The sequence below is a fragment of the Polaribacter uvawellassae genome, from assembly GCF_039748955.1.
GTDB lineage: Bacteria > Bacteroidota > Bacteroidia > Flavobacteriales > Flavobacteriaceae > Polaribacter > Polaribacter uvawellassae.
The window spans coordinates 50828-75990 of record NZ_JBDIZN010000003.1 but is presented as its reverse complement, the minus strand read 5'-3'; the positions used below and the strand labels follow the sequence as shown (position 1 = coordinate 75990).

General features: G+C 29.9%; 23 protein-coding genes. 16 read left to right on the top strand and 7 right to left on the bottom strand.

Features of this window, described 5'->3' with window-relative positions:
• Nucleotides 1-14: 14 nt before the first annotated feature.
• On the top strand, nucleotides 15-605 hold the full coding sequence (locus tag ABDX67_RS07590) for a YdeI/OmpD-associated family protein (protein ID WP_347174359.1): 591 nt from the start codon (nucleotides 15-17) through the stop codon (nucleotides 603-605).
• On the opposite strand, the gene ABDX67_RS07585 is transcribed toward ABDX67_RS07590, so the two are convergent.
• From ABDX67_RS07585 to porX, 6 genes are all read right to left on the bottom strand, one after another.
• On the bottom strand, nucleotides 606-977 hold the full coding sequence (locus ABDX67_RS07585; protein WP_347174358.1) for a DUF4258 domain-containing protein: 372 nt from the start codon (nucleotides 975-977) through the stop codon (nucleotides 606-608).
• A 55-nt stretch (nucleotides 978-1032) separates the two neighbouring features.
• Complete coding sequence (locus ABDX67_RS07580; RefSeq protein WP_347174357.1) at nucleotides 1033-5112, bottom strand: T9SS type B sorting domain-containing protein; 4080 nt, start codon at nucleotides 5110-5112, stop codon at nucleotides 1033-1035.
• 23 nt (nucleotides 5113-5135) lie between these two features.
• Complete coding sequence (locus ABDX67_RS07575) at nucleotides 5136-6332, bottom strand: alanine dehydrogenase (protein ID WP_347174356.1); 1197 nt, start codon at nucleotides 6330-6332, stop codon at nucleotides 5136-5138.
• Nucleotides 6329-6745: a tRNA (adenosine(37)-N6)-threonylcarbamoyltransferase complex ATPase subunit type 1 TsaE gene (tsaE, locus tag ABDX67_RS07570; RefSeq protein WP_347174355.1), complete on the bottom strand. Its 417-nt coding sequence runs from the start codon at nucleotides 6743-6745 to the stop codon at nucleotides 6329-6331. The genes ABDX67_RS07575 and tsaE overlap by 4 nt, the downstream gene beginning before the upstream one ends.
• Before the next feature lie 29 nt (nucleotides 6746-6774).
• On the bottom strand, nucleotides 6775-7227 hold the full coding sequence (locus tag ABDX67_RS07565; protein ID WP_347174354.1) for a hypothetical protein: 453 nt from the start codon (nucleotides 7225-7227) through the stop codon (nucleotides 6775-6777).
• A gap of 99 nt (nucleotides 7228-7326) precedes the next feature.
• Nucleotides 7327-8877: a T9SS response regulator signal transducer PorX gene (gene porX, locus ABDX67_RS07560; RefSeq protein WP_347174353.1), complete on the bottom strand. Its 1551-nt coding sequence runs from the start codon at nucleotides 8875-8877 to the stop codon at nucleotides 7327-7329.
• Between the two features lie 153 nt (nucleotides 8878-9030).
• Between porX and ABDX67_RS07555 the strand changes: the two genes are divergently transcribed.
• From ABDX67_RS07555 to sucD, 8 genes are all read left to right on the top strand, one after another.
• A complete protein-coding gene (locus tag ABDX67_RS07555) occupies nucleotides 9031-10260 on the top strand; it encodes an HD domain-containing protein (protein WP_347174352.1) in 1230 nt (409 codons plus the stop codon).
• 38 nt (nucleotides 10261-10298) lie between these two features.
• Nucleotides 10299-11327 carry a UDP-3-O-(3-hydroxymyristoyl)glucosamine N-acyltransferase gene (gene lpxD / locus ABDX67_RS07550; protein WP_347174351.1) on the top strand — a complete coding sequence of 343 codons (1029 nt, stop codon included), beginning with the start codon at nucleotides 10299-10301 and terminating at the stop codon, nucleotides 11325-11327.
• Nucleotides 11328-11333: 6 nt separating this feature from the next.
• On the top strand, nucleotides 11334-12722 hold the full coding sequence (locus tag ABDX67_RS07545; RefSeq protein ID WP_347174350.1) for a bifunctional UDP-3-O-[3-hydroxymyristoyl] N-acetylglucosamine deacetylase/3-hydroxyacyl-ACP dehydratase: 1389 nt from the start codon (nucleotides 11334-11336) through the stop codon (nucleotides 12720-12722).
• 4 nt (nucleotides 12723-12726) lie between these two features.
• Nucleotides 12727-13509: an acyl-ACP--UDP-N-acetylglucosamine O-acyltransferase gene (gene lpxA, locus ABDX67_RS07540; RefSeq protein ID WP_347174349.1), complete on the top strand. Its 783-nt coding sequence runs from the start codon at nucleotides 12727-12729 to the stop codon at nucleotides 13507-13509.
• 26 nt (nucleotides 13510-13535) lie between these two features.
• The gene (gene efp, locus ABDX67_RS07535) at nucleotides 13536-14102 is read left to right on the top strand and encodes an elongation factor P (RefSeq protein ID WP_347174348.1); all 567 of its coding nucleotides are present in this window, start codon (nucleotides 13536-13538) and stop codon (nucleotides 14100-14102) included.
• 8 nt (nucleotides 14103-14110) lie between these two features.
• A complete protein-coding gene (locus ABDX67_RS07530) occupies nucleotides 14111-14875 on the top strand; it encodes a class I SAM-dependent methyltransferase (RefSeq protein ID WP_347174347.1) in 765 nt (254 codons plus the stop codon).
• Nucleotides 14876-14880: 5 nt separating this feature from the next.
• Complete coding sequence (locus ABDX67_RS07525) at nucleotides 14881-15801, top strand: UDP-3-O-(3-hydroxymyristoyl)glucosamine N-acyltransferase (RefSeq protein ID WP_347174346.1); 921 nt, start codon at nucleotides 14881-14883, stop codon at nucleotides 15799-15801.
• A gap of 100 nt (nucleotides 15802-15901) precedes the next feature.
• The gene (sucD, locus tag ABDX67_RS07520) at nucleotides 15902-16774 is read left to right on the top strand and encodes a succinate--CoA ligase subunit alpha (RefSeq protein WP_347174345.1); all 873 of its coding nucleotides are present in this window, start codon (nucleotides 15902-15904) and stop codon (nucleotides 16772-16774) included.
• Between the two features lie 56 nt (nucleotides 16775-16830).
• Here the strand turns inward: sucD and ABDX67_RS07515 are convergent, their stop codons facing one another.
• The gene (locus ABDX67_RS07515; RefSeq protein ID WP_347174344.1) at nucleotides 16831-17835 is read right to left on the bottom strand and encodes a COX15/CtaA family protein; all 1005 of its coding nucleotides are present in this window, start codon (nucleotides 17833-17835) and stop codon (nucleotides 16831-16833) included.
• A 125-nt stretch (nucleotides 17836-17960) separates the two neighbouring features.
• Here ABDX67_RS07515 and fabG point away from each other — a divergent pair, with 125 nt between their 5' ends.
• From fabG to ABDX67_RS07480, 7 genes are all read left to right on the top strand, one after another.
• On the top strand, nucleotides 17961-18704 hold the full coding sequence (fabG, locus tag ABDX67_RS07510) for a 3-oxoacyl-[acyl-carrier-protein] reductase (RefSeq protein WP_347174343.1): 744 nt from the start codon (nucleotides 17961-17963) through the stop codon (nucleotides 18702-18704).
• A 221-nt stretch (nucleotides 18705-18925) separates the two neighbouring features.
• On the top strand, nucleotides 18926-20866 hold the full coding sequence (locus ABDX67_RS07505) for a VWA domain-containing protein (protein ID WP_347174342.1): 1941 nt from the start codon (nucleotides 18926-18928) through the stop codon (nucleotides 20864-20866).
• 5 nt (nucleotides 20867-20871) lie between these two features.
• Nucleotides 20872-21054, top strand: a complete 183-nt coding sequence (locus ABDX67_RS07500; RefSeq protein WP_347174341.1) for a CPXCG motif-containing cysteine-rich protein — start codon at nucleotides 20872-20874, stop codon at nucleotides 21052-21054.
• A 103-nt stretch (nucleotides 21055-21157) separates the two neighbouring features.
• Nucleotides 21158-21547: an acyl-CoA thioesterase gene (locus ABDX67_RS07495; protein ID WP_347174340.1), complete on the top strand. Its 390-nt coding sequence runs from the start codon at nucleotides 21158-21160 to the stop codon at nucleotides 21545-21547.
• Nucleotides 21548-21621: 74 nt separating this feature from the next.
• Nucleotides 21622-21927, top strand: coding sequence for a hypothetical protein (locus ABDX67_RS07490; RefSeq protein ID WP_347174339.1), 306 nt, complete (start codon nucleotides 21622-21624; stop codon nucleotides 21925-21927).
• Between the two features lie 85 nt (nucleotides 21928-22012).
• The gene (locus ABDX67_RS07485; RefSeq protein WP_347174338.1) at nucleotides 22013-24169 is read left to right on the top strand and encodes a TonB-dependent receptor; all 2157 of its coding nucleotides are present in this window, start codon (nucleotides 22013-22015) and stop codon (nucleotides 24167-24169) included.
• 54 nt (nucleotides 24170-24223) lie between these two features.
• Nucleotides 24224-25123 (top strand): cation diffusion facilitator family transporter, encoded by a 900-nt coding sequence (locus tag ABDX67_RS07480; RefSeq protein ID WP_347174337.1) that lies wholly within the window; start codon nucleotides 24224-24226, stop codon nucleotides 25121-25123.
• Nucleotides 25124-25163 lie beyond the last annotated feature (40 nt).

Below are 25163 nucleotides of genomic sequence, written 5' to 3'. Positions count from 1 at the left end.
AAATCAATTATATTATGAATAAAGTTGAAACGTATATTACTAAAAAAGCAAATTGGAAACCAGAGTTAGAGCTTCTTAGAAAAACACTTTTATCTACAAATCTAGAAGAAACTATAAAATGGGGCGCACCAACTTATGTGTATAAAAATAAAAATATTGTAGGAATAGCAGCTTTTAAAAGTTACTGTGGTTTGTGGTTTTTTCAAGGTAGATTATTAAAAGACTCTCACAAAGTTTTAATGAACGCACAAGAAGGAAAGACAAAAGCCATGTTGCAATGGCGTTTTCATTCTTTAGAAGAAATTGATGAGAATTTAATTAAAGAATATGCTTTAGAAGCAATGCAAAATGTTGATGAAGGCAAAGAAATTAAACCTAACAGATCAAAAAAAGAATTAATAATACCAGAAATTTTACAAAACGCACTAGACACAAATGAAGTTTTTAAATTAAAATTTGATACGTTTTCTTTAAGTTGTAAAAGAGAATATGCAGATTATATTTCTGAAGCTAAAAAAGAAACGACAAAACAAAATCGTTTAGAAAAAATTATTCCAATGATTTTGAATAAAGTAGGACTACACGATAAATACAAAAATTGCTAATTACTTAATTATTACTTTTTCAATTGTAGCGATAGAATCGCAGCGTTTTACGTACAATTGAATGTTTTTTAAATCACCTTTTCCGCTAATTAAATATTCTGGACACGGTTTTAATCTTGGTTTACTTTCCCCAAAACTTACATCACCATTTTTAAGAATAGTATTTACAGTTACAGAATCTAAGTTGTTATTTGTTAAAACATTATGCGCTTCTGGTGTATATACTTTTTCTCTAATTCGGATTTGTTTTAGCGTTCTTGCATCCATTCCATAATCAAAAGAAACCTTTTTTCCAGACCAAATAAAATAGACAACAACTCCGCCAAGAGAAAGTCCAATTAAATAATAAAAAACGCGTTTAGGCCAATTCATTTGTAAGTTTTTATTGATTGCAAAATTAGCAGTATTTTCTGAATCTATCTAAGAATTACTCTTTTCTTATTAAAGAAAAATTAGAAGAATAGGTTGTTGGTTTTCCTTGATACAAAAAGGTAACTGTAAACCAATAATCTGTTGATGGTGCTTTTGTTCCGTTTTTATAATTACCGTTCCAACCTTCACCAGATGGTCTTATTTGAGTTACTAATTTCCCAAATCTATCGTAAATACTTACAACAGCTTCTGGATGATTTTTTAAATCAGAAATATTCCAAGTTTCATTTTCTCCATCATTATTTGGTGTAAAAAAGTTTGAATGATTGATAACTTTAAATTCAACAATAACTGGATTACTACAAATTCCTGATGTATCTTTTATAGAAACTGTGTGAGTTCCGAAATCTAAATCATGAAATAAATTACTTGTTTGATATGATCCATTATTTAAACTGTAAACATAGGTGCCAAAACCTTTTTCAATAAAATCGATTCTAATATTTGCTGGTGCAGTAAAAGAACTCGTTAAAAAAGTAACTTTTGGTTCAGGAATTGATGCTTTAACGACAACTTGAGTTGGTTTATAATTACAATCTGCACCAATATCTGGAGTTAGTTTTGTTGTTTCTACAGTGTACGTTCCTGCTTTTGTTGCTGAATGATTTGGTCCTGTACCAACCAATTGATTATCAAAAAACCAATCGACTCTAAAAATTGCTGGATCTAGACCAGATTGTAATAAAAATGGATCTGTAGTTTGTTTTGTTTTAGAATCAACACAAATAATTCCACCATCAATATGTAAATCTAACAAAGGATAAATGGTTAAATCGAATTGTGTTTCATCAGAACAATTTTCATTTCCAATAGCGTTTGCGTGTACATAAATAGTTTGTGTACCAACATCTGTAATTGTATATTCTGATGGATTAATTAAACCTACTTTATTTGGTTGACGGTAATAATTAATTACATTTCCTGCCAACGTTAAATTTGGTAATGTATAACTTCCGCAACTTTCTTCATTTGGATAAACGGGCAATTGTGGTGTAGTGGAAATAGTAATTGTAAATTGATGTTCATCGCTACAGAAAAAACGACTTCCATTTCCTAAATACACATATAAGGTTTGTGTTGCCGATATTACATCTCCGGCATTTAATTTAGTTCCTTGCCCGCCAGATTCAGTAAAATATTCTCCACTTGTTAAGGCAGGAAGTATGTATGAATCACAAGCTGCAACATCTGCAGGCTTATCAACTTCTACACCCAAAATAAAAATGGTAAAAAACGCTTCGTTGCTACAAGCTGCTAAGTCATCATATTCATTGTATATAAATATTTGTTGAGTTGTTGAAATTAGATCACCAGCGAATAATTGTGTTCCTGTTCCGCCAGTTTGTGTAAAATATTTACCGTTTGTTATTGCAGGTAAAGTATAAGGTTCACAACTAAAAATATCTGTAAAACTATTTATTGGAGGTAATGGCCTAACTTCAACTGTAAAATTGGTTTCATTTGGACAATTTCCATCAAAATTATAAATATAAATTGTTTGTGATGTTGTAATTACATCACCAGCATTTAATTGAGTTCCTTGTCCGCCAGTTTGTGTAAAATAATTTCCGTTTGTTAATGCTGGTAAACTCATTGGATTATCAACACAGGTAATAAAATCATTTAATGAATCAACAGGCGGTAAAGGATTTACAGTAATGTTTACAGGAATGTCATCAGCACAGCCATTATCTGTTGGTGTAAAATAGTAAATGGTTTGAGAAGTTGTAATTACATCACCAGCATTTAATTGTGTTCCTTGCCCGCCAGATTGTGTAAAATAACCTCCAATTGTTTCATTCGGGATGGTGTAACTTCCGCAAGCAGATCTATTTTGAAATAATGTTGTATCAATTATATTTACTTTAAAAGAAGATTCATTTGTACAGGTATTTACATCAGTATTGTAAATATAAATTGTTTGTGTTGATGAAATTACATCACCAGCATTTAATTGTGTTCCAGTACCGTTTGTTCCTGTAAAATAATTTCCGTTAGTTAAATTAGGTAAAGTATAAGTTAAACATGTAGTTACATCTGTTGATGTATCAACTAAAGGTAAAGGATGAATTATTATATTAAAAGGAATATCTGTACACTGCACAGTATCAAAATCAGAGTAATAATAAATGGTTTGATCTGTTGTTATAGATGTTCCAGGAGTTATTAGTTGCCCAGCTCCGTTTGGTCCATTTGAGTCTGTATAAAAAGAACCATATTGTAAAGTTGGTACTATAAACTCGGCACAATATTCTGTATCCATTGTAAATTCTTCTACAATTGTAACATTAAAAGGTCTTTGATTAGAGCATCCATTCTCTTCCGCATAAATATATAAACTTGTTGTATCTGTAATTACATCTCCAGCAAATAGTTGTGTTCCTGTTCCGTTTGGACCAGTAAAGTAATTTCCTGCGGATAAGCCAGCTAAAGTAAAACTAGAACATGCAAAAACGTTGTCTAAATTATCGATTTGCGGAACCGGATTTACAGTTACAGTAAAATCAGTTATATCAAAACAAGAAGCTGCTGCATTTTCAGATAATCTAGCCCAAATATTAAATGATGTAAGGTTTGGCGGAAAATTATATTGATTTGGATTTACAATTGGGTTGGTGTTATTTTGTGCATCTTGTAAGTTGGAAAAAAATAAAATAGTATGATTTGTAGGATTTAAGCCGTTTAAAATTTGTGCATTTACTTGATTAGGTAAATCCACAATAGAATTATCACAAACTGTAAAGTTTGCTGGTTTTGTTGCAGTTACTGAAGTTGTATTTAATTTAAAATCAATTATTTGTGTACAAGATTCTGACGAATTTATATTAGAAACTTTTCCATAAATAGTTGTTCCTCCCGCGCTTTGATAATTTGTTAATTGTCCGTTCGAAATCGGAATATTATTATTTAAATTATTTAATGAAGCAAAATATTCTAAACTATACTTTGTAGAATCTAAGCCAAGAGATGCAATATTGTTTTGTGTTAAATCAAAAACTGTTGCAGCACCATTGTCACATTCTGCTAAATCTGGCGGATTATTAATTACCAATTCTGTTACTTCAATGGTTTCAGAAACCACACAATTTGTGTTTACATTAGTTACATTCAACTTATACGTTCCAATTTCATTAACGCTTAGTGTTGGATTTGTTTCACCAGTAATTACAACATTGTTTTTACTCCATTCGTAAGAGTAATCAACAGTATTCGTAAATTTAGAATCTAAGGTTGTGTTTTCTCCAATACAAATTGCAATATCATCGCCTAAATCTAAAAAATTATTAAAACTACCAGCTTCAATAAATATAGCAGAATCGTATTTTGAATCATTATAATCTCCAATTACTAATTTAATTTTATACGGATTATTTGGTTTAATTGTTGCAGAAGCATTCATTACAACGGTATTTCCACGCATGTTTATTGCTGAAGTAGCAGGATTTGTTACATTGTAATTTCCAAATAACTGCGGATTTACAGAATTACATGAAGAATTGAATTGATCATCTCTAATTTCTTTTACTGAAATTGGATTTCCTGATGCAGGTATAACCGCTAAATTAATTTTTTCTCCAGTAACTAAATCGGTTAAAATAAAAGCAAAAACATCACTAAATCCACATTGCCATTCACCATATTCGTTTGAGGAAAATAAAAAATTAAAACTAAAATTATTTGAAGGTGGTACAAAATCAAACTCTAAAAAAGCAACATCTGTAATGTTAGAACCTTGTCCAGAAGCATTGCTAATTTGTTGTAAATCTGGATCTGAATTGGTATTAACCTGACTGTCTAAATTTGTTCCTGTATAACTTCCTTGCGTGTGCGTTGCAATTCCACTTCTAATAATAACTCCATCTGAAATTGGAAATGTAGAACCGTTTTGGTTAAAATAAGCAACAGATTGATTTGATGAAATATTAACATTATCAATAGCTGCACAAGAGCTTCCAATTAGTAAATTCACTAAATCGTCTGATGTTCTTGTATTGTCAACCGTAATTGCTTGACCGAAAAATTGAATAGAAATACTAAAAAAGAATAAGAAAAGTAAATATTTCTTTAGAGTCATAAAGTTGTTAAGATTTAATATAATTATAAAATTAATAAGTTGATATCTCTAAAAGGTAAATTAAACCAATCTGCAACAGTTTTGCTTGTTAATATTCCGTGGTAAAAGTACAATCCGTTTCGCAAACTTTTATCAAAACGAGCAGCATTTTCAAATCCGCCTTCTTCGGCAATATTTAATAAATACGGCGTAAAAATATTACTGATAGAAACCGATGCAGTTCGTGCATATCTAGACGGAATATTTGGCACACAATAATGTGTAACTCCGTGTGCTATAAAAGTTGGTTCGCTATGCGTTGTAACTTTTGATGTTTCAAAACATCCGCCACAATCAATACTAACATCAACAATTAAAGAGCCATCTTTCATTTGCTCAACCATTTCTTCTGTAACCATAATTGGCGAACGGTTTTTTCCTCGGATGGCGCCAATAGCAATATCGCATCGCATTAATGCTTTTGATAAGGTTTTTGGTTGTATGGTTGATGTATAAATAGGTGTATTTAAACAATGTTGTAATCTTCTTAATTTGGTAATCGAATTGTCGAACACTTTTATGCGAGCTCCTAATCCTAGAGCAGAACGCGCAGCAAATTCGCCAACTGTTCCTGCTCCAATAATGACAACATCAGTAGGAGGAACGCCGCCAATATTTCCTACTAACAATCCGTTTCCTTTATTGCTATTGCTTAACAATTCTGCAGCAATTAATACAGAAGCAGTTCCGGCAATTTCACTTAACGATTTTACAATCGGATAAAAACCATGTTCATCTTTTATATAATCAAAAGCAAAAGCAGTAATTCTTTTTTTAGCAAGTGTTTCAAAATATTTTTTTGATTGCGTTTTTAATTGCAATGCAGATAATAAAACACTTTGTGGTTTAATATATTCTATTTCTTGTAATGATGGCGGAGCAACTTTTAAAACAATATTACAACCAAAAGCTTCTTCTACATTGTAAGCAATTTTTGCGCCAGCTTCAGAATATTCGCTGTCGCTAAAGTTAGCTGCATTTCCTGCGCCAGTTTCTACAACAATTCTATGTCCGTGCGCTGTTAACGCTGCAACTGCATCTGGAGTTAAACAAACACGTTTTTCTTCAAAATGCGTTTCTTTTGGCAAACCAATAAACAATTCTCCTTTATGCTTTTTAATTTCTAGCATTTCTTCTTGTGGAAGTAATTCTTCTTTGCTAAACGGAGAAAATTGGCTCATATATTATTTTTTAGTTGAATAGTTCGATTTCCATTTTCTAAAATAGAAATATGAATTTCGGTAGACTCTAAAGGTAGTAAATTTTCGATATTCTGTGGCCATTCAATTAAACACCAAGCGTCGGAGTAAAAATAATCTTCAATTCCGATGTCATAAGCTTCATTTTCGTCTTCTATTCTGTAGAAATCAAAATGATACACAATCTCTGCATTTGCTGTGTGATATTCATTTACCAACGAGAAAGTAGGAGAGTTGGCAACATCTTCAATGCCTAATTCTTTACAGAGTTCTTTGATTAAAGTAGTTTTTCCAGCGCCCATTTCTCCGTAAAAAAGCAAGGTTTTACTTTTTGATGTTGCAATGATTTCTTTTGCAATTGCGTTCAACTCAGAAATTGAATAGGTTTTGTTCATGTAACAAAAATAATTAAAAAGGAGAAAACTTATCTTTTATATTGAGTTATTTCATAGGTTAAGTTTTCTTTTATTTTTTTAGTGGAAACCAATTTTTCAAATTTGAATTGAAAAGACTTTTTATCAATTTTATTTATTGTGTAAATTAATCTATGAACTTCATAAGTTTTATTTCTTGAATAAGAATCAAGTGATTTATAACCACGAACATCTAAATGATTTATTTCAATAATTATTGACGTAGAATCTAAATATCTAATGCCGTTTATGCTATTTAACTTCTTAAGTTTACTTGAGCATTTGTTTAACCAGTTTTTAGAAAAAAAAGATTCTATTTCGTTAATACCAATTAGCCTATATTTTGATTTTGTTGTAATTAAATCAGATTTACCTCTTAGCTTTTCCTTTCTTTTATTTAAGATATTGTTTCTTAATTTTGAATCGTTTTTTATTTCATTTATCAATAAAGTATAGCAATCCATACTTTTACTTGTGTTTGCTACTTGGTATTTATTAGTTTTTTTGCAACTAATAATAAACAGAAACATTAAAATTGGAAGCAGTCTTTTAATCATATAAAATTATTTAGCCTCATAAACCGCACACGGAATAATCATTTCTTCTAGAGAAATTCCTCCATGTTGATACGTATTCTTATAATATTTTACATAATGATTGTAATTATTCTGATACGCCAAAAACAAATCTTCTTTTGCAAAAATAAACGAGCTGTTCATTGCGGTTGTTGGTAAGAAAATATCTTTCGGATTGCGAACTGCATAGACATCTTTCTCATTATAACTTAAACTTCTACCAGTTTTGTAACGTAAATTAGAACTTGCGTTTTTATCGCCAATTACTTTTGTAGGATTTTTACAATTAATCGTTCCGTGATCTGTAGTAATAATTAATTTTTGTCCTAATTTTTGTGCTTTTTGAATAATGTCTAACAAAGGCGAATTTCTGAACCAACTTTCTGTTAACGATCTATACGCTTTGTCATCGCCAGCCAATTCTTTAATCACTTCCATTTCTGTTTTGGCGTGCGAAATCATATCGACAAAATTATAGACAATAACGGTTAAATCGTTTTGCTTGGTTGCGTTGTAATTGTCTGCCAATTCTTTTCCGTTTTTAAGATTGGTAATCTTATAGTATTCGTGTTTTATTGGTAAGTTTAATCGTTTTATTTGTGCTGATAAAAACTCGTTTTCGTATAAGTTTTTTCCACCTTCATCGGTATCGTTTTTCCAAAATTCTGGATACATTTTTTCCATTTCTGAAGGCATCATTCCTGAAAAAATGGCATTTCTTGAATATTGAGTTGCTGTTGGTAAAATGCTAAAAAACGATTCTTCTTTTTTCTTTTTAAAATGGTTGTTAATGTACGGTTCTAAAATTCTGAATTGATCTAAACGCAGATTATCAATAACAACTAATAAGGTTCCGTTTTCTGACGTTTTTAATTCAGGAAAAACCACATCTTTTAACAACGTATGTGAAAAAATAGGTTTGTCGTTTGCTGTTAAAAAATCTTCGTAATTCTTTTTGATGAATTTAAAAAACAAAGAATTTGCTTCGTTTTTCTGACTTTCTAAAATGCCTAACATTCCGGCATCGTTTATGTTTTCTAATTCTAATTCCCAGTGAACCAGTTTTTTATAAATATCAATCCATTCTTCGTAGGTATTCACCATTGCTAAATCCATCGAAATTTTTCTGAATTCTTGTTGATAATTAGAAGTGGTTTTATCAGAAATTAATTTAGAGTGATCTAAGTTCTTTTTTAAACTTAATAAAATCTGATTCGGATTTACAGGTTTTATCAAATAATCAGCAATTTTAGAACCAATGGCTTCTTCCATAATATATTCTTCCTCGCTTTTTGTAATCATAACAACCGGAAGGTTTTGCTGTTTTTGTTTGATTTCTGCCAAGGTTTCTAAACCCGTAATTCCGGGCATATTTTCGTCTAAAAAAACAATGTCAAAATTTTGTTCATCAACCAAATCAATTGCATCTGCGCCGTTGGTACATTTGGTAACATTGTAATTTTTGTTTTCTAAAAATAGAATATGAGGTTTTAATAAATCTATCTCATCATCAACCCATAAAATTTCTATTTTTTTCATATGATTTGTTTTTTATAATTGCTAAAATAATTGAATTTGTGTTTCTTTTTTTAAGTTGGCTGTTAAATAAAAGTGAATCCTTTTTTAGAAATTTATTTCCTTGTAACTAAATATCAATAACAATAGTATATTTGCATAACAAAATTGAACAGTTTGAAAACTTCAAAAACCAATAAACTCAAAATATTGAACGACCCAATTTACGGTTTTATTACAATTCCGAATAGTTTAATTTTTGATATTATAGAACATCCATATTTTCAACGTTTAAGACGTGTTACTCAAATGGGATTTTCTAATTTAGTGTATCCAGGCGCAAATCATACACGTTTTCATCATGCAATTGGTTGTATGCATTTAATGCAAAAAGCAGTTCGAGTTTTACGTTTTAAAGAAATAGAAATTTCTGATGATGAAGCCAATGCGTTGTACATTGCAATTTTACTACACGATATTGGTCATGGTGCTTTTTCACACGCTTTAGAACACAGTATTGTAAACGGAATTTCTCATGAAGAGATTTCGTTGAAATTTATGAAAAAGCTAAATGAAGAATTTGGCGGAAAATTAAATTTGGCAATCGAAATTTTTGAAGGAAAGTATGAAAGAAGATTTTTTAATCAATTAATATCAAGTCAATTAGATATTGATAGATTGGATTATTTAAAAAGAGATAGTTTTTATACTGGTGTTAAAGAAGGAAACATTAGTTCTGATCGATTAATAGCCATGATGACTGTTTTTAATGACGAATTAGTGATTGAAAAAAAAGGAATTTATTCTGTAGAAAACTTTTTAATTGCTCGCCGATTGATGTATTGGCAAGTGTACTTGCATAAAACAGGATTGGTTGCAGAAAATATGTTGGTTAAAATTTTACAGCGCGCAAAAGAATTAGCAACGCAAAATATTGAGTTGCCAGCAACAAAAACAATGCAGTATTTTTTATACAATCAAATTACAAAAGAAAATTTTACAGACGAAACCTTAACTATTTTTTCTAAGTTAGACGATTACGATGTGTTGTCAGCAATTAAAGAGTGGACAAATCATTCTGACAAAGTTTTATCAGAATTGTCTAATATGATTATGAATCGTAATTTATTAAAAATCAATATTCAAGATCAAAAATTTGCAAAAGAAGAAGTAGAGAAGAAGGTTGAAAAATTAATTTCAAAATTTAATATTGAACCTGAATTTGCACATTATTTTGTTTTTACAGGAACAGTAAGTAATCAAGCATACAACACAAGTAACCCAATTAAAATATTGTCTAAAAACAACAAAACTGTAGATATTGCTTCGGCTTCAGATCAATTAAATTTACAAGCACTTACAAAACCAGTAAAAAAGTTTTATTTGTGTTATCCTAAGAAAATGTAATTAGCCAAATCCTAAGAATTTTCATACTTTTGCAGATAATGAATTTTACAGCGCAACAAATAGCGGAAATTTTAGAAGGAGACATCGTTGGAAACCCAAATGTTGAAGTCTCTAAACTATCTAAAATTGAAGAAGGAGAAAAAGGAAGTCTTACTTTTTTATCCAATCCAAAATACAGTCCATTTTTATATACAACAAAAGCTACTATAACTATTGTTAATAAAAGTTTTACTCCAGAAAAAGAAATAGAAACTACACTAATTAAAGTAGAAGATGCATATTCTGCTTTTTCTAAATTGTTAGAATTTTACAATGAAGTAAAAAACAACAAAACAGGTAGAGAACAACCACATTTTATTTCGTCAACAGCATTAATCGGTTCAAATGAATATATTGGTGCTTTTGCTTATTTAGGAGAACACGTAACTATTGGAAATAATGTAAAAATTTACCCAAACGTATATATTGGAGATAACGTTGTAATTGGAAATAATTGCACACTTTTTTCTGGAGTAAAAATTTATTCTGAAACTGAAATTGGTAACAATTGTGTAATTCATTCTGGAGTTATTATTGGTTCTGACGGATTTGGATTTGCCCCAAATAAAGAAGGTTCATATAATAAAGTTCCGCAAACAGGAAATGTAATTATAGAAGATAATGTTGATATTGGCTCTGCAACTACAATTGATAGAGCTACTTTAGGTTCTACAATTATTAGAAAAGGAGTAAAGTTAGATAATCAAATTCAGATTGCACATAATGTAGAAATTGGAGAAAATACTGTAATTGCTGCTCAAACAGGAATTGCTGGTTCATCAAAAGTTGGAAAAAACTGTATGATTGGCGGACAAGTCGGAGTTTCTGGGCATATTATTATTGGTGATAATGTAAAAGTTGGCGCTCAATCTGGAGTTACCAAAAACATTAAAGGAAATATTGCTGTAATGGGAACACCAGCATTTGAATTCTCAAAATTCAATAAATCATATGTTTATTTTAGAAAACTACCAGATTTAGTAAAAACAGTACATAATTTAGAAAAAAAATATAAACACTCAAAATGAATAATGATGAGTAACTACCAAAAAACAATAAAAAACGAAGTTAGTCTTTCTGGAGTTGGATTACACACTGGAAATACTGTAAACATGACCTTTAAACCTGCACCTGTAGATCATGGTTATGCATTTGTTCGCGTAGATTTAGAGGGCGAACCTATAATTGCAGCAAAAGCAGAATATGTTGTAAATACACAAAGAGGAACAAACCTCGAAAAAAATGGTGTTCAAATTCAGACTTCAGAACACGTATTAGCAGCTGCAGTTGGTTTAGAAATAGATAACTTGTTAATTGAAATTGATTCTTCAGAACCACCAATTATGGATGGATCTTCAAAATTCTTTATAGAAGCTTTAGAAAAAGCGGGAATTCAAGAACAAGATGCAGAAATCAAAGAGTATATTGTAAAAGATATTATTTCTTATAGAGATGAAGCGTCTGGAAGTGAAATTATTCTAATGCCTTCTGATAAATACGAAGTTACTACGATGGTAGATTTTGGTACTAAAATTTTAGGAACTCAAAATGCTACTTTACAAAATATTTCAGATTTTAAAGAAGAAATCGCAGCAGCAAGAACCTTTAGTTTCTTACATGAAATTGAAATGTTGTTGGAAAATGATTTAATTAAAGGTGGAGATTTAAACAACGCTATTGTTTATGTAGATAAAGAGTTATCTCCAGAAACAATGAGTAGATTAAAGAAAGCTTTTAAGAAAGAAGACATTGCTGTTCAATCAAATGGTATTTTAGATAATTTGAATTTGCATTGGGCAAATGAAGCCGCTAGACATAAATTATTAGATGTAATTGGTGATTTAGCTTTAACAGGAATTCGAATTAGAGGAAAAGTTATAGCAAACAAACCAGGACATTTAGTAAATACACAATTTGCTAAAAAACTGTCTAAAATTATTAAATTGGAGAAACGTAACAACGTTCCACAGATTGATTTGAATCAACCTCCATTAATGGATATTCATCAAATAATGGATATTCTTCCTCACAGGCCACCATTTTTATTGATTGATAGAATCGTAGAACTTTCTGATAAACATGTTATTGGAATGAAAAATGTAACAATGAACGAAAATTTCTTTGTTGGACATTTCCCTGGTGCACCAGTAATGCCAGGAGTTTTACAAGTAGAAGCAATGGCGCAATGTGGTGGAGTTTTAGTTTTAAGTACAGTTCCAGATCCAGAAAATTACTTAACATATTTCATGAAAATGGATAATGTAAAGTTCAAGCAAAAAGTCTTACCTGGAGATACATTAATCTTTAAATGTGAATTAATTTCGCCAATTAGAAGAGGAATTTGTCATATGCAAGCTTATGGTTATGCAAACGGTAAATTAGTGGTAGAAGCAGAATTAATGGCACAAATAGCAAAAAAATAAAAGTATGAATCAACCTTTAGCATATATACATCCACAAGCAAAAATTGCTAGAAATGTAGTTGTAGAGCCTTTTACAACAATTAATAATGATGTAGAAATTGGCTCAGGAACTTGGATTGGATCAAATGTAACCATCATGGAAGGAGCTAGAATTGGTAAAAATTGTAGAATTTTTCCTGGTGCTGTTATTTCTGCAATTCCGCAAGATTTAAAATTTGAAGGAGAAGATTCTCTTACTGTAATTGGAGACAATACTACAATTAGAGAATGTGTTACTATCAATAGAGGAACAAATGATAGAGGCAAGACAGTTGTAGGAGAAAACTGTTTAATTATGGCTGCAGCACATATTGCTCACGATTGTATTGTTGGTAATAATGCAATTATTGTAAATGGTGTTTTATTGGGAGGACATGTAGTTGTTGGAGAATATGCCGTTTTAGGTGGTTTATCTGCAATACATCAGTTTATTCAAATAGGAGATCATGCAATGATATCTGGTGGTTCTTTAGTTAGAAAAGATGTTCCTCCGTATACAAAAGCTGCAAAAGAGCCTTTATCTTATGTTGGAATTAATTCTGTTGGATTAAGAAGAAGAGGATTTACTTCAGAAAAAATAAAAGAGATTCAAGATATTTATAGAATCTTATATCAAAAAAATTACAATACTTCTCAAGCTATCGAAATTATTGAAGCAGAAATGGAAGCAACACCTGAAAGAGATGAAATAATGCTGTTCATCAAAAATTCTCAACGTGGAATTATGAAAGGTTATACAGCAGGATAAATAATATAAAAAATTAAAAAAAATTAATGGCAACAACATCAGATATTAGAAACGGATTATGCATTAGATATAATAATGATATTTATAAAATAGTTGAATTTTTACATGTAAAACCAGGAAAAGGTCCAGCATTTGTAAGAACAAAATTAAAAAGTGTAACCAATGGTAAAACCATTGATAATACATTTCCTGCAGGAAGAAAAATAGATGACGTTCGTGTAGAAACTCATAAGTTTCAGTACTTATATCACGATGGTGAATTTTATCATTTTATGAATGAGCAAGATTATTCTCAAATACGTTTGTTAGAAGCAGCATTAGATAATCCAGGATTAATGAAAGAAGGAGAAATTGTTACTATCATTATAAACTCAGAAGATAATATGCCACTTTCTGTAGAAATGCCAGCAAGTGTAATTTTAGAAGTTACACATACAGAACCAGGAGTAAAAGGAAATACAGCAACAAATGCTACAAAACCTGCAACAGTTGAGACAGGAGCAATTGTAAATGTACCTTTATTTATTAATGAAGGAGATAAAGTTAAGATAGAAACTACAAAAGGATCTTACCAAGAACGTATTAAAGATTAGAAAATATTATGTCTAAAACAAGAGAAGAAATTAATCAAACAGAGAAAGAATACTGGAACGAAGGTAAGCTTGATAGATCTAAGATTAAAAAGTTAAGAAGACATGCTTTTTTTTATTCATATAAACGAGAAAAAAAAATATTAAATAAGTTACTTGAAGATTTTAACGGACAAGAAGTTTTAGAAATTGGTTCTTATACTTGGGCTGCTTGGTTTAATGAAAATACAAAACCTAAAAGCTTAACATGTATAAATATTTCTGAAATTGAGTTAGAGAAAGGTAAAAAGAAGGCAGAAAAACAATCTTTTCCAGTAAAACACTTTTTGATGGACGCCAACAATTTAACTTTTGAAGATAAATCTTTTGATATAGTCTTTGGTGGTGCAATATTACATCATTTAGATATAGAAAAATCTATTGGACATATTCATAGGGTATTAAAACCAGGAGGAAAAGTTGTTTTTCTGGAGCCTTTAAACATGAATCCATTATATAAAATATATCGTAAAATGAATCCACAAGAAAGAACTCCAGATGAACATGCTTTAGTCTCATCTGATTTTAAAATAATAAAAGAAAAATTTACTTTTAATCATTATTTTTTCGATTTTTTCAGTGTTGCTTTTGGTTTTATTTCGTTAAAATTATTTGGTGATAGAAAGTATAATAATTGGATAAATAAATTAGGGTTTAGTTTAGATGTTTTTTTCTCTAAAATTCCATTTTTATATGTACTTTTTGCAAGAGTTATAATCTATGGCAGCAAAAAATAGACTTAATGAAATTTAACAAACCTCAAACTTTACAGCAAATAGCTTCGCTTTTAGAAGTTGATTTTGTTGGTGATAAAAATTTTGAAATCCTTGGAATAAACGAAATTCATGTTGTAGAAAAAGGTGATATTGTTTTTGTAGATCACCCAAAATATTATGATAAAGCATTAAAATCTGCCGCTACAATTGTTTTAATCAATAAAAAAGTAGATTGCCCAGAAGGAAAAGCATTATTAATTTCTGATGATCCTTTTCGTGATTTTAATAAAATAACAAATCATTTTAATCCGTTTATTGCATCAAAAGCTAGTATTTCTGATTCGGCAATAATTGGAGAAAACACGGTTATTCAGCCGAATGTATTTATTGGAAATAATGTTCAAATCGGTACAAATTGCTTAATCCATCCAAACGTAACAATTTATGATAATTGTGTGATTGGAAACAATGTTACAATTCATGCAAATACTGTTTTAGGATCGGATGCTTTTTATTATAAAAACAGAGAAACAGGTTTTGATAAATTACTTTCTGGTGGTAGAGTTATCTTAGAAGATAATGTAGATTTAGGAGCTTCTTGTACTATTGATAGAGGAGTAACTGGAGATACAACCGTTAAAAAAGGAACTAAAATTGACAACCAAGTTCATATTGGACACGATACAGTTATCGGAGAAAAATGTTTAATTGCTGCTCAAACCGGAATTGCTGGTTGTACAATTATTGAAGATGAAGTCACAATTTGGGGACAAGTTGGTATTATAAGCGGAATTACAATTGAAAAGGGAACCGTAGTAATGGCTCAAACTGGCGTAACAAAATCGCTTAAAAAGAATGTTTATTACGGAACTCCGCCAGTTGAATATCGTCAAAAATTACGCGAAACTATTTACCTGAAAAATATCACAAACAATCAAAAAAAGTGATTCAAAATTCGTTGTATAACGATATAAAAAGAGTTATTTTTGCGAAGTCTAAAAACAATTGAATTTCAATTGAAAATTTAACAAGAGAAAAAACAAACAAATGAGCGTTTTAGTAAATAAAGATTCAAAAATTATAGTACAAGGTTTTACTGGTAGTGAAGGAACTTTTCATGCTGGTCAAATGATTGATTACGGAACTAATGTAGTTGGTGGAGTAACTCCAGGAAAAGGTGGTCAAGAACATTTAGGAAAACCAGTTTTTAACACCGTTGCCGATGCTGTTGAAAAAGCAGGAGCAGATACTTCAATTATATTTGTACCACCAGCTTTTGCTGCTGATGCAATTATGGAAGCTGCAGATGCAGGAATCAAAGTAATTATCTGTATTACAGAAGGAATTCCTACTGCTGATATGGTAAAAGTTAAAGCGTATTTAGAAAATAAAGAATGTACATTAATTGGTCCAAACTGTCCAGGAGTTATTACTCCAGATGAAGCTAAAGTTGGTATTATGCCAGGTTTTATCTTTAAGAAAGGAAAAGTTGGAATCGTTTCTAAATCTGGAACATTAACTTATGAAGCTGCAGATCAAGTTGTAAAACAAGGATACGGAATTACTACTGCGATAGGAATTGGTGGAGATCCAATTATTGGAACTACAACTAAAGAAGCTGTTGAATTATTAATGAATGATGATGAAACAGAAGCAATTGTAATGATTGGAGAAATTGGTGGTCAATTAGAAGCGGATGCTGCTAAATGGATTAAAGCTGATGGAAACAGAAAACCTGTTGTTGGTTTTATAGCCGGACAAACTGCTCCTGCAGGAAGAACAATGGGGCACGCTGGTGCAATTGTTGGAGGAGAAGATGATACAGCACAAGCAAAAATGAAAATTTTAGCTGAAAATGGAATTCACGTTGTTGAATCTCCGGCAAAAATTGGAGAAATGATTGCTAAAGTATTGAAGTAATACTTAAAACAAAATAAATAAAAAAAGTCCGAAGTAAAATTTACTTCGGACTTTTTTTATGCATTTAACTTTCTTCCTGATAAATAATAGAGTCGGACTGCAGTAAGTAGTACAAATATGGCTACAAGTTGATGTGTAACCGCTGTATGAATATGTACTCTTAATAATAAAGTTGCAATTCCTAAAGATATTTGAAACAACACCAATCCAAGTAGAATTGTACCAGTTGTTTTTAAGTTTGTATTTTTAGATTTTCTATAAATAATTAATGCAATAATAAAAATTATCCAAGCAAAAATTCTATGAAATGCTTGAATATCTATCGCATTGTAAAGTAAATCGAAATCATTTGTAGTTCTAAAATCATAACCAAATATTTGTTTTACAACATGATCATTTGTGTTTAAAAAATATCCAGCTTTCAATCCAGCAACAAAAGCGCCGTAAATAATTTGTACAATCATTAAACCAATAAACCATTTGCTTAAATTATGTAGTTGTGTATTTTCTTTTTTAGTTACCGAGTTAAAACTCAAAATAAGCCAATAAATATAACACATCAACCCGAATGCGGCGAGTAAATGAATTGCCAATCTAAAATGGCTTACGTGCGGTCTATCAATCAAACCACTTTTAACCATAAACCATCCTAAAAAACCTTGAAATCCGCCAAAAAACAAGAGTAATAATAAATGCTTTTTCTGTTTATTATCCAACCATTTTTTTAGCCAGAAAAAAGCAAACGGAAAAATAAAAACAAGTCCAATTAATCTCCCTAACAGTCGGTGAATAAATTCCCAAAAGAAGATCATTTTAAATTCGGACAACTCCATTCCTTTATTAATCTTCTGATATTCTGGAAATTGTTTGTATTTAGCAAATTCTTCTTGCCATTCTGCATCATTTAATGGAGGAATTACTCCATGAATTGGTTTCCATTCTACCATAGATAAACCCGATTGTGTTAAACGAGTTATTCCGCCAATAATTACCATAAAGGCAATTAAAACCAAACCACTATACAACCAAGTAGTAAGGTATTTTGTTTGTTTCGCTTTCATTGGTGTAAAAATAATGAACAATCAGTATTTATTATCAAAATCTAAAGAAAAAATTATTCTGATACTAGATATTTGACTCCATTTCTTTTTTATATATTTGAATTTAGAAAAATCAATTTAAAAGTATGAAACTACTAGAAAATAAAACAGCTATAATTACCGGAGCAACAAGAGGAATTGGAAGAGGAATTGCTGTAATGTTTGCACAACAAGGTGCAAATGTTGCGTTTACCTACAGCTCTTCAGTTGATGCTGCAAATGCATTAGAAAACGAATTAAAAGCATTAGGCGTAAACGCAAAAGGATATCAATCTAATGCCGCTATTTTTGATGCTGCTCAAGAATTAGCTGCCGATGTTTTAAAAGAATTCGGTGCTATAGATATTTTAGTAAACAATGCAGGAATTACAAAAGACAACTTGTTAATGCGTATTTCTGAAGAAGATTTTGATAAAGTAATCGAAGTAAACTTAAAATCGGTTTTCAATTTAACCAAAGCGGTAATTCGCCCAATGATGAAACAACGTAACGGTTCTATTATAAATATGAGTTCTGTTGTTGGTTTAAAAGGAAATGCCGGACAAGCTAATTATGCAGCTTCTAAAGCAGGAATTGTTGGGTTTTCTAAATCTGTCGCTTTAGAGTTAGGTTCTAGAAACATTAGATCTAACGTTATTGCACCAGGTTTTATTGAAACAGAAATGACAGGAAAATTAGACGAAGCAACCGTACAAGGTTGGAGAGATGCCATTCCGTTAAAACGTGGCGGAACGCCAGACGATATTGCAAATGCGTGCGTATTTTTAGCTTCTGATATGAGCGCGTATATTACCGGACAAACATTATCTGTTGATGGTGGAATGAACTAATAAGAGATTATCGTAAATTATATAAAACCTGTAATTCTTGTGCTGAATTTATTTCAGCATCAGTTGCAGGTTTTCTTTTTTTAACAAGTTTTTTAAAAGGATAATTGTTAGCTTTACGTTTCATAATTTTATTCTTGCAAACAATAACCATCATATATCTTTTAGGAGCTTTACTTTTTAGTTTAGCGTTTTCTTGGTTGCTATATTTTTACAAATCAAAAGTGTTTCAGAGAGTAGATTATTTGCTGTTTTCACTAAGAACAACAAGTATTTTCTTATTGTTGTTATTGTTGATAAATCCGTCTATAGAGCGACAAGAATTAACAAATGAAAAACCAATCCTTTCTGTTTTGGTTGATAATTCTTTATCCGTACAGCATTTTAAAAGTGAAAAAATAGTTACCAATTTTGTGAATCAGATTAAGAACAATTCACAAATCAACAAAAAATTTGAGGTACAGTTTTTTAAATTTGGAGAAGATATTAGCGTCTTAGATTCGTTGTCTTTTTCAGCACCTCAAACCAATATTTACAAGGCAATTAGTAGGGTAGAAGCACTACATAAAAACACGGTTGCTCCTGTTATTTTAATGTCAGATGGAAACCAAACTACAGGAAATTCTTATCCGTTTATCAACACCAAAAAGAATATTTTTCCATTCATTATTGGAGATACAATTACAAAGAGTGATGTTAGAATTGCTCAAATTAATGTAAACAAATACAGTTATTTAAAAAATAGATTTCCGGTAGAAGTACGAATATTATACGACGGAATTAAAAATGTAAAAACACAATTTACAATTCAACACAAAGGGAAAATTATTTACAGGAAAAATCTGTCATTCTCTCAATCGAATACTGTAGAAACCATTTCTACTACAATTGCATCAACAGAAGAAGGTGTTCAATATTATAAAGCGACTGTTGCTAAAATTGAAAACGAAGAAAATATAGAAAACAATTCCAAAACATTTTCTGTAGAAATTTTAAATGAGCAAACCAAAATTTTGTTGCTAACATCAGTTTTACACCCAGATTTAGGAGCAATTAAAAAAGCGGTTGAAACCAACAAACAACGTTCTGTATCAATTGAAAACATCAAAGATTTTAAAGGTAAATTAAATGATTATCAATTGGTTATTATGTATCAACCAACTGTACAATTTAAAACAGTTTTTAATTCCATTGAAAAAGAAAAAGCAAATTATTTTGTGATTACGGGTTTAAATACCAATTGGAATTTCTTAAATGAAATGCAATCCAATTACTATAAAAATGCAACAAATCAGTCAGAAGAATTTGGTGCAATTTTTAACAACGGGTTTTTAACATTTGGACAAAAAGAAATTGGTTTCGAATCTTTTCCGCCTCTACAAAACGCTTTTGGAAACATTAACATGACTTCAAAATTTGATGCGTTGTTGTTTCAAAACATTGCAGGATTTGAAACACAAACGCCATTATTGGCAACTTTTGAAAACGATTCGCAAAAAAGTGCTGTATTATTAGGAGAAGGAATTTGGAAATGGAGAGCAGCAAGTTTTATCAACTCTGGTTCTTTTCAAGATTTTGACGAATTTTTAGCAAATATGATTCAGTATTTAGCGTCAACCAAAAAGCGAGAACGTTTGTCTTTAAAGTACGAAGCATTACATCCTGCAAATACATCAATTACGATAGACGCTTTTTATGTTGATAAAAACTATCAATTTGATGCAAGAGCAAAACTGAATTTAAAAGTAACAAATACAGCTACAAATATTGTTCAGAATGTTCCTTTTTCTTTGTTAAACAATTCATTTGAAGCAGTTTTAAATGAGTTGCCTTCTGGAGATTATCGTTTTGAAGTTACGGTAGAAAATCAGCCGATTCGTAAAACCAGACAATTTAAAATTACAACCTATCAAATAGAAGAACAGTTTACGAATGCCAATCAAAAGGAATTAAAATTATTAGCAAATAATACAAGTGGAAAAAGCTATTTTTCGTCAAACAATCAGCAAATAACCAATGACTTAATTGCTGATAGTCGTTATGTAACTACACAAAAAAGCACTATTATAAATCAACAACTAATAGATTGGAAATTGATTTTAGCATTAAGTATTTTGTTTTTTACGGTTGAATGGTTTATCAGAAAATATATTGGTAAAATATAGCGATTATGATAGAACATTTTTTTCAATGTCCGTATTGTTGGGAAAACATTTCTATGCTTTTAGATAGCAGCGTAACGCAACAAACCTATGTAGAAGATTGCGAAGTTTGTTGCAACCCAATTCAAATTACTCCAAATTTTGAAGCTGAAACATTACTAAGTTTTGAAGCGATAAATATTGAACAATAGCATTGTAAATACTTATCATAAAATCTATAAAAGCAATTGTAATTGTTAGTTTTATCGATCTAATAGTTCGAAATTTGAATAGAATTTAAAAGGGAAATGAATTATGAGATATCATACTAGAAAATGGGTAAAACCAGAAGATTTAAACCCAAACGGAACGTTGTTTGGCGGTCGTTTATTGCAGTGGATAGATGAAGAATTAGGAATTTATGCTATCATACAACTAGAAATTCCAAGAACTGTAACAAAATTTATGTCAGAAATAGATTTTGTAAGTTCTGCAAAACAAGGAGATATTATAGAAATTGGAATGCAAGTATTGGCATTTGGAAATTCATCAATCACTTTAAAATGTTCTGTTAGAAATAAATTAACGCACAAAGTTATTATAGAAATTGATAAAATTGTAATGGTTTCTTTAGATGAAAATGGCAAACCTTTAAAGCACGGAAAAACACAAGTTGAATACGTTAAAAACAGATTGAATCAGTAGATTATTTCTAATTATCTGCTTATTTTTGTGTTCTTATTTTTATTGTGGTTTTGAAGAATTTTAATGTTTTTTTATTGATTTTAATATTGTTTGTGCCACCAATACAAGCACATTCTGATGTTGTTATATTTTCTGAAGTATTAGATAACAACAATGAACTTGTTTTTAAAAAGCAAGATTATAAAAATGATTCTCAAGAAAACAAAAACACAAAACACCATCATCGTTGTTCAGTAGAAAGTACTATTTCTAGTTTTATACAAGATGAAATTAATATTTTTTTTCATAAATATTCTAACAGAAATGAAACAATTCTTTTTTATGAAAAAATGATTTCTACGAATACCTTAGATATTCTAGAAGAACCACCACGTTTTTAAATTTTTATTCACTCTTTTTTGCATCTTTTTATTAAAAATGATGTCAACTATAATATCAAATATTAATTATTAAAAATTATAAATAATGATTAAAAATATCATTTTAACCCTATTTTTTTGCGTGTTTGTTCAAACATTAGCAGCTCAAAATTCAGTTACTGTAAAAGTAATTTCTAAAGACCATCAAGAAACCGTTGTTGGAGCATCAGTGTATATTAAAAATACAACAAAAGGAAGCACAACAAATTTAGAAGGAATTGCTACCATTGACAATATTGAAAACGGAAAACATATATTAGTTATTTCTTTTGTAGGTTTTGAAACTTTTGAAAAAGCATATACTTTTCCTTTAGAAAACAATACCATTACAATAGAATTACACGAAGATGAATCAACCTTAGATACGGTTGAAATTTCATCAACAAGAAGTAAAAGAACAATTGCACAAATACCAACGCGAGTAGAAGTAATTTCTGGAGAAGAATTAGGCGAAAAAGCTGTTATGAATTCTGCAAATATTGCCATGTTGCTTAGAGAAAGTACAGGAATTCAAATGCAACAAACGTCTGCAACATCTGCAAATCAAAGTATTAGAATCCAAGGATTAGATGGTAGATTTACACAATTATTAAAAGACGGATTTCCTTTATTTGGCGGGTTTTCTAGCGGATTAAGTATTATGCAAATTCCGCCTTTAGATTTAAAACAAGTAGAAATAATTAAAGGAAGTTCATCAACATTATATGGTGCAGGAGCAATTGCTGGTTTGGTTAATTTAATTACAAAACAACCAAAACTAGAAAGAGAAATAATGTTTATGTTAGATAAAACTTCTAGAGATGGAAGCACAGTTAATGTGTATTATAGTAAAAGAGATTCTAAATTTGGATTGTCTTTTTATGGCTCTGGAAATCTGCAAAAAGCAACAGACGTAAATAATGATAAGTTTTCTGATATTCCGAAAGTGCAAAGTATTAATTTAAATCCGTCTTTATATTTTTATCCAACTGAAAATGAAAAATGGAAAATTGGACTAAATGTTTCTTTTGAAGATAGAAAAGGAGGAGACATCGATGTGGTAAATGAAAACCCAAATCCGTCAAGCAACTTTTTTGAAGAAAATATTTCAAATAGATTAGGGTTACAGATTACTTATAAAAATGAAATATCAGAAGATAAATCGTTTAGTTTTAAAAATAGTTTAAGCTACTTTAAAAGAGATTTAAAATTGGTTAATTATGAGTTTTTAGGAAATCAATTTGCCACTTTTACAGAAGCAACTTATAACTTAAATAAGGATGAATCTGATTGGGTTTTTGGTGCAAATTTAATCACAGAAAAGTTTTCAGAAACTCCATTTTCTACTTTAGACAGAAGTTATCAGCAAGAAACATTTGGTGGTTTTGTGCAAAGTAACTGGAATTTAGAAGAAAACATTACTTTAGAAACTGGTTTAAGAACCGATTATGTTTCTGATTATGGGTTGTTTTTTTTACCAAGAATTTCGTTGTTTGTTAAATACAACGAATCTGTTTCATCTAGATTTGGTGGTGGATTTGGATATAAAATTCCATCAATCTTTACAGAAGAATCTGAGAAACTGGCATTTCAAAATGTATTAGCAATAGATCCGAATAATTTTAAAGCAGAAAATTCTTTTGGTGTAAATGCAGATGTTAATTATAAAACATCAATTTTAAATGATAATGTTTCGGTTTCTTTTAATCAATTATTCTTTTACACACGATTAAAAAACACTTTACTTTTAGAACAAAAAGGAACAGATTATGAATTTGTAAATTCTTCTGATCCTTTAAATAGTTTTGGTTTCGAAACAAATTTAAAGTTAAAATATAAAGATTTTATACTATTTACTAATTATGCTTTTAATAATGTTAAGATAAACAATCAACAAAAAGTATTAACTCCAAAACACAGTTTTGGTGGTGTTTTAATGTATGAAGTTCATGATAAATGGAGAATTGGTTATGAAGCATATTATAAAAGTTCTCAATTTAGAAATGATTTATCTAAAACTCCAAATTTTTGGACAATGGGTTTAATGGCAATGAGAACATTTAATACTATAAGTTTGTATGCAAATTTCGAGAACTTTACAGATACAAAACAATCTAATTATGAATCGATGGTTAAAGCTCCTCATAACAATCCGTCTTTAACTGATTTATGGGCGCCAACAGACGGATTTGTATTTAATGCAGGAATATTAATAAAGTTGTAAATTTATAATCAAAAGTATCGTTTATTCATGCTTATAAATAACACATAATAAAAGATGGGACATCACCACAATCACGGACATCATCATACAACAGAAAACATAAAAACTGCTTTTTTCTTAAACTTAGCGTTTACTATTGTAGAAATTATTGGTGGTTTTTACACAAATAGTTTGGCTATTATGTCTGATGCTGTTCACGATTTAGGTGATAGTTTAAGTCTGGGAATGTCTTGGTATTTTCAAAAACTATCTAATAAAGGTGCCAATAAAAAATATTCTTATGGGTACGGTCGATTTTCTTTATTAGGTGCAATTATCAACTCTATTGTCCTTATTGTTGGTTCATTTTTTATCATATCGGCAGCAATTCCAAGAATTATAAATCCAGAAGAAGCAGATGCAACCGGAATGATGTGGTTGGCAATTTTAGGAATCATTGTAAATGGTGCAGCATTTTTTAAACTAAAAAAAGGTTCTTCTATAAACGAACGGGTAGTTTCTCTTCATTTATTAGAAGACGTTTTAGGTTGGTTTGCAGTATTTATTGCAAGTATTGTTATGCAATTTTGGGATGTTCCTATTTTAGATCCAATATTGTCTTTAGTAATTGCTGGTTACGTTTTATTTAATGTGTACAAAAATATTAAAGATGCTTTTAAAATTATTTTACAAGGTGTGCCTAATGAGATTTCTTCGGATGAAATAAAAAAGCAAATCATTTTAAATATTGATGAAGTTGCAGATATTCACGATTGTCATATTTGGACTTTAGACGGAGAATTTCATATTGCAACAATTCATGTTAAAATAAAAAGTAAAGAGTTTAGTTGGCAAAAATCAAAAGAAGTTAAAGAGCAAATAAAAAAATTATTGCACGATAATTTCAATTTAGAACATGTAACCTTAGAATTAGAATCAATTTCAGAAGATTGTAGTTATAAAGCTTGTAATTAAGAAGCTTTATCGTAAATTTGAAATAACTTTAAAATTAAAA

What these genes read in the sequence shown, in the direction of transcription:
- ABDX67_RS07590 (WP_347174359.1), top strand. Translation starts at nt 15, where the DNA reads ATGAATAAAGTTGAAACGTATATTACTAAAAAAGCAAATTGGAAACCA.
- ABDX67_RS07585 (WP_347174358.1), bottom strand. Translation starts at nt 977, where the DNA reads ATGAATTGGCCTAAACGCGTTTTTTATTATTTAATTGGACTTTCTCTT.
- ABDX67_RS07580 (WP_347174357.1), bottom strand. Translation starts at nt 5,112, where the DNA reads ATGACTCTAAAGAAATATTTACTTTTCTTATTCTTTTTTAGTATTTCT.
- ABDX67_RS07575 (WP_347174356.1), bottom strand. Translation starts at nt 6,332, where the DNA reads ATGAGCCAATTTTCTCCGTTTAGCAAAGAAGAATTACTTCCACAAGAA.
- tsaE (WP_347174355.1), bottom strand. Translation starts at nt 6,745, where the DNA reads ATGAACAAAACCTATTCAATTTCTGAGTTGAACGCAATTGCAAAAGAA.
- ABDX67_RS07565 (WP_347174354.1), bottom strand. Translation starts at nt 7,227, where the DNA reads ATGGATTGCTATACTTTATTGATAAATGAAATAAAAAACGATTCAAAA.
- porX (WP_347174353.1), bottom strand. Translation starts at nt 8,877, where the DNA reads ATGAAAAAAATAGAAATTTTATGGGTTGATGATGAGATAGATTTATTA.
- lpxD (WP_347174351.1), top strand. Translation starts at nt 10,299, where the DNA reads ATGAATTTTACAGCGCAACAAATAGCGGAAATTTTAGAAGGAGACATC.
- ABDX67_RS07545 (WP_347174350.1), top strand. Translation starts at nt 11,334, where the DNA reads ATGAGTAACTACCAAAAAACAATAAAAAACGAAGTTAGTCTTTCTGGA.
- lpxA (WP_347174349.1), top strand. Translation starts at nt 12,727, where the DNA reads ATGAATCAACCTTTAGCATATATACATCCACAAGCAAAAATTGCTAGA.
- efp (WP_347174348.1), top strand. Translation starts at nt 13,536, where the DNA reads ATGGCAACAACATCAGATATTAGAAACGGATTATGCATTAGATATAAT.
- ABDX67_RS07530 (WP_347174347.1), top strand. Translation starts at nt 14,111, where the DNA reads ATGTCTAAAACAAGAGAAGAAATTAATCAAACAGAGAAAGAATACTGG.
- ABDX67_RS07525 (WP_347174346.1), top strand. Translation starts at nt 14,881, where the DNA reads ATGAAATTTAACAAACCTCAAACTTTACAGCAAATAGCTTCGCTTTTA.
- sucD (WP_347174345.1), top strand. Translation starts at nt 15,902, where the DNA reads ATGAGCGTTTTAGTAAATAAAGATTCAAAAATTATAGTACAAGGTTTT.
- ABDX67_RS07515 (WP_347174344.1), bottom strand. Translation starts at nt 17,835, where the DNA reads ATGAAAGCGAAACAAACAAAATACCTTACTACTTGGTTGTATAGTGGT.
- fabG (WP_347174343.1), top strand. Translation starts at nt 17,961, where the DNA reads ATGAAACTACTAGAAAATAAAACAGCTATAATTACCGGAGCAACAAGA.
- ABDX67_RS07500 (WP_347174341.1), top strand. Translation starts at nt 20,872, where the DNA reads ATGATAGAACATTTTTTTCAATGTCCGTATTGTTGGGAAAACATTTCT.
- ABDX67_RS07495 (WP_347174340.1), top strand. Translation starts at nt 21,158, where the DNA reads ATGAGATATCATACTAGAAAATGGGTAAAACCAGAAGATTTAAACCCA.
- ABDX67_RS07485 (WP_347174338.1), top strand. Translation starts at nt 22,013, where the DNA reads ATGATTAAAAATATCATTTTAACCCTATTTTTTTGCGTGTTTGTTCAA.
- ABDX67_RS07480 (WP_347174337.1), top strand. Translation starts at nt 24,224, where the DNA reads ATGGGACATCACCACAATCACGGACATCATCATACAACAGAAAACATA.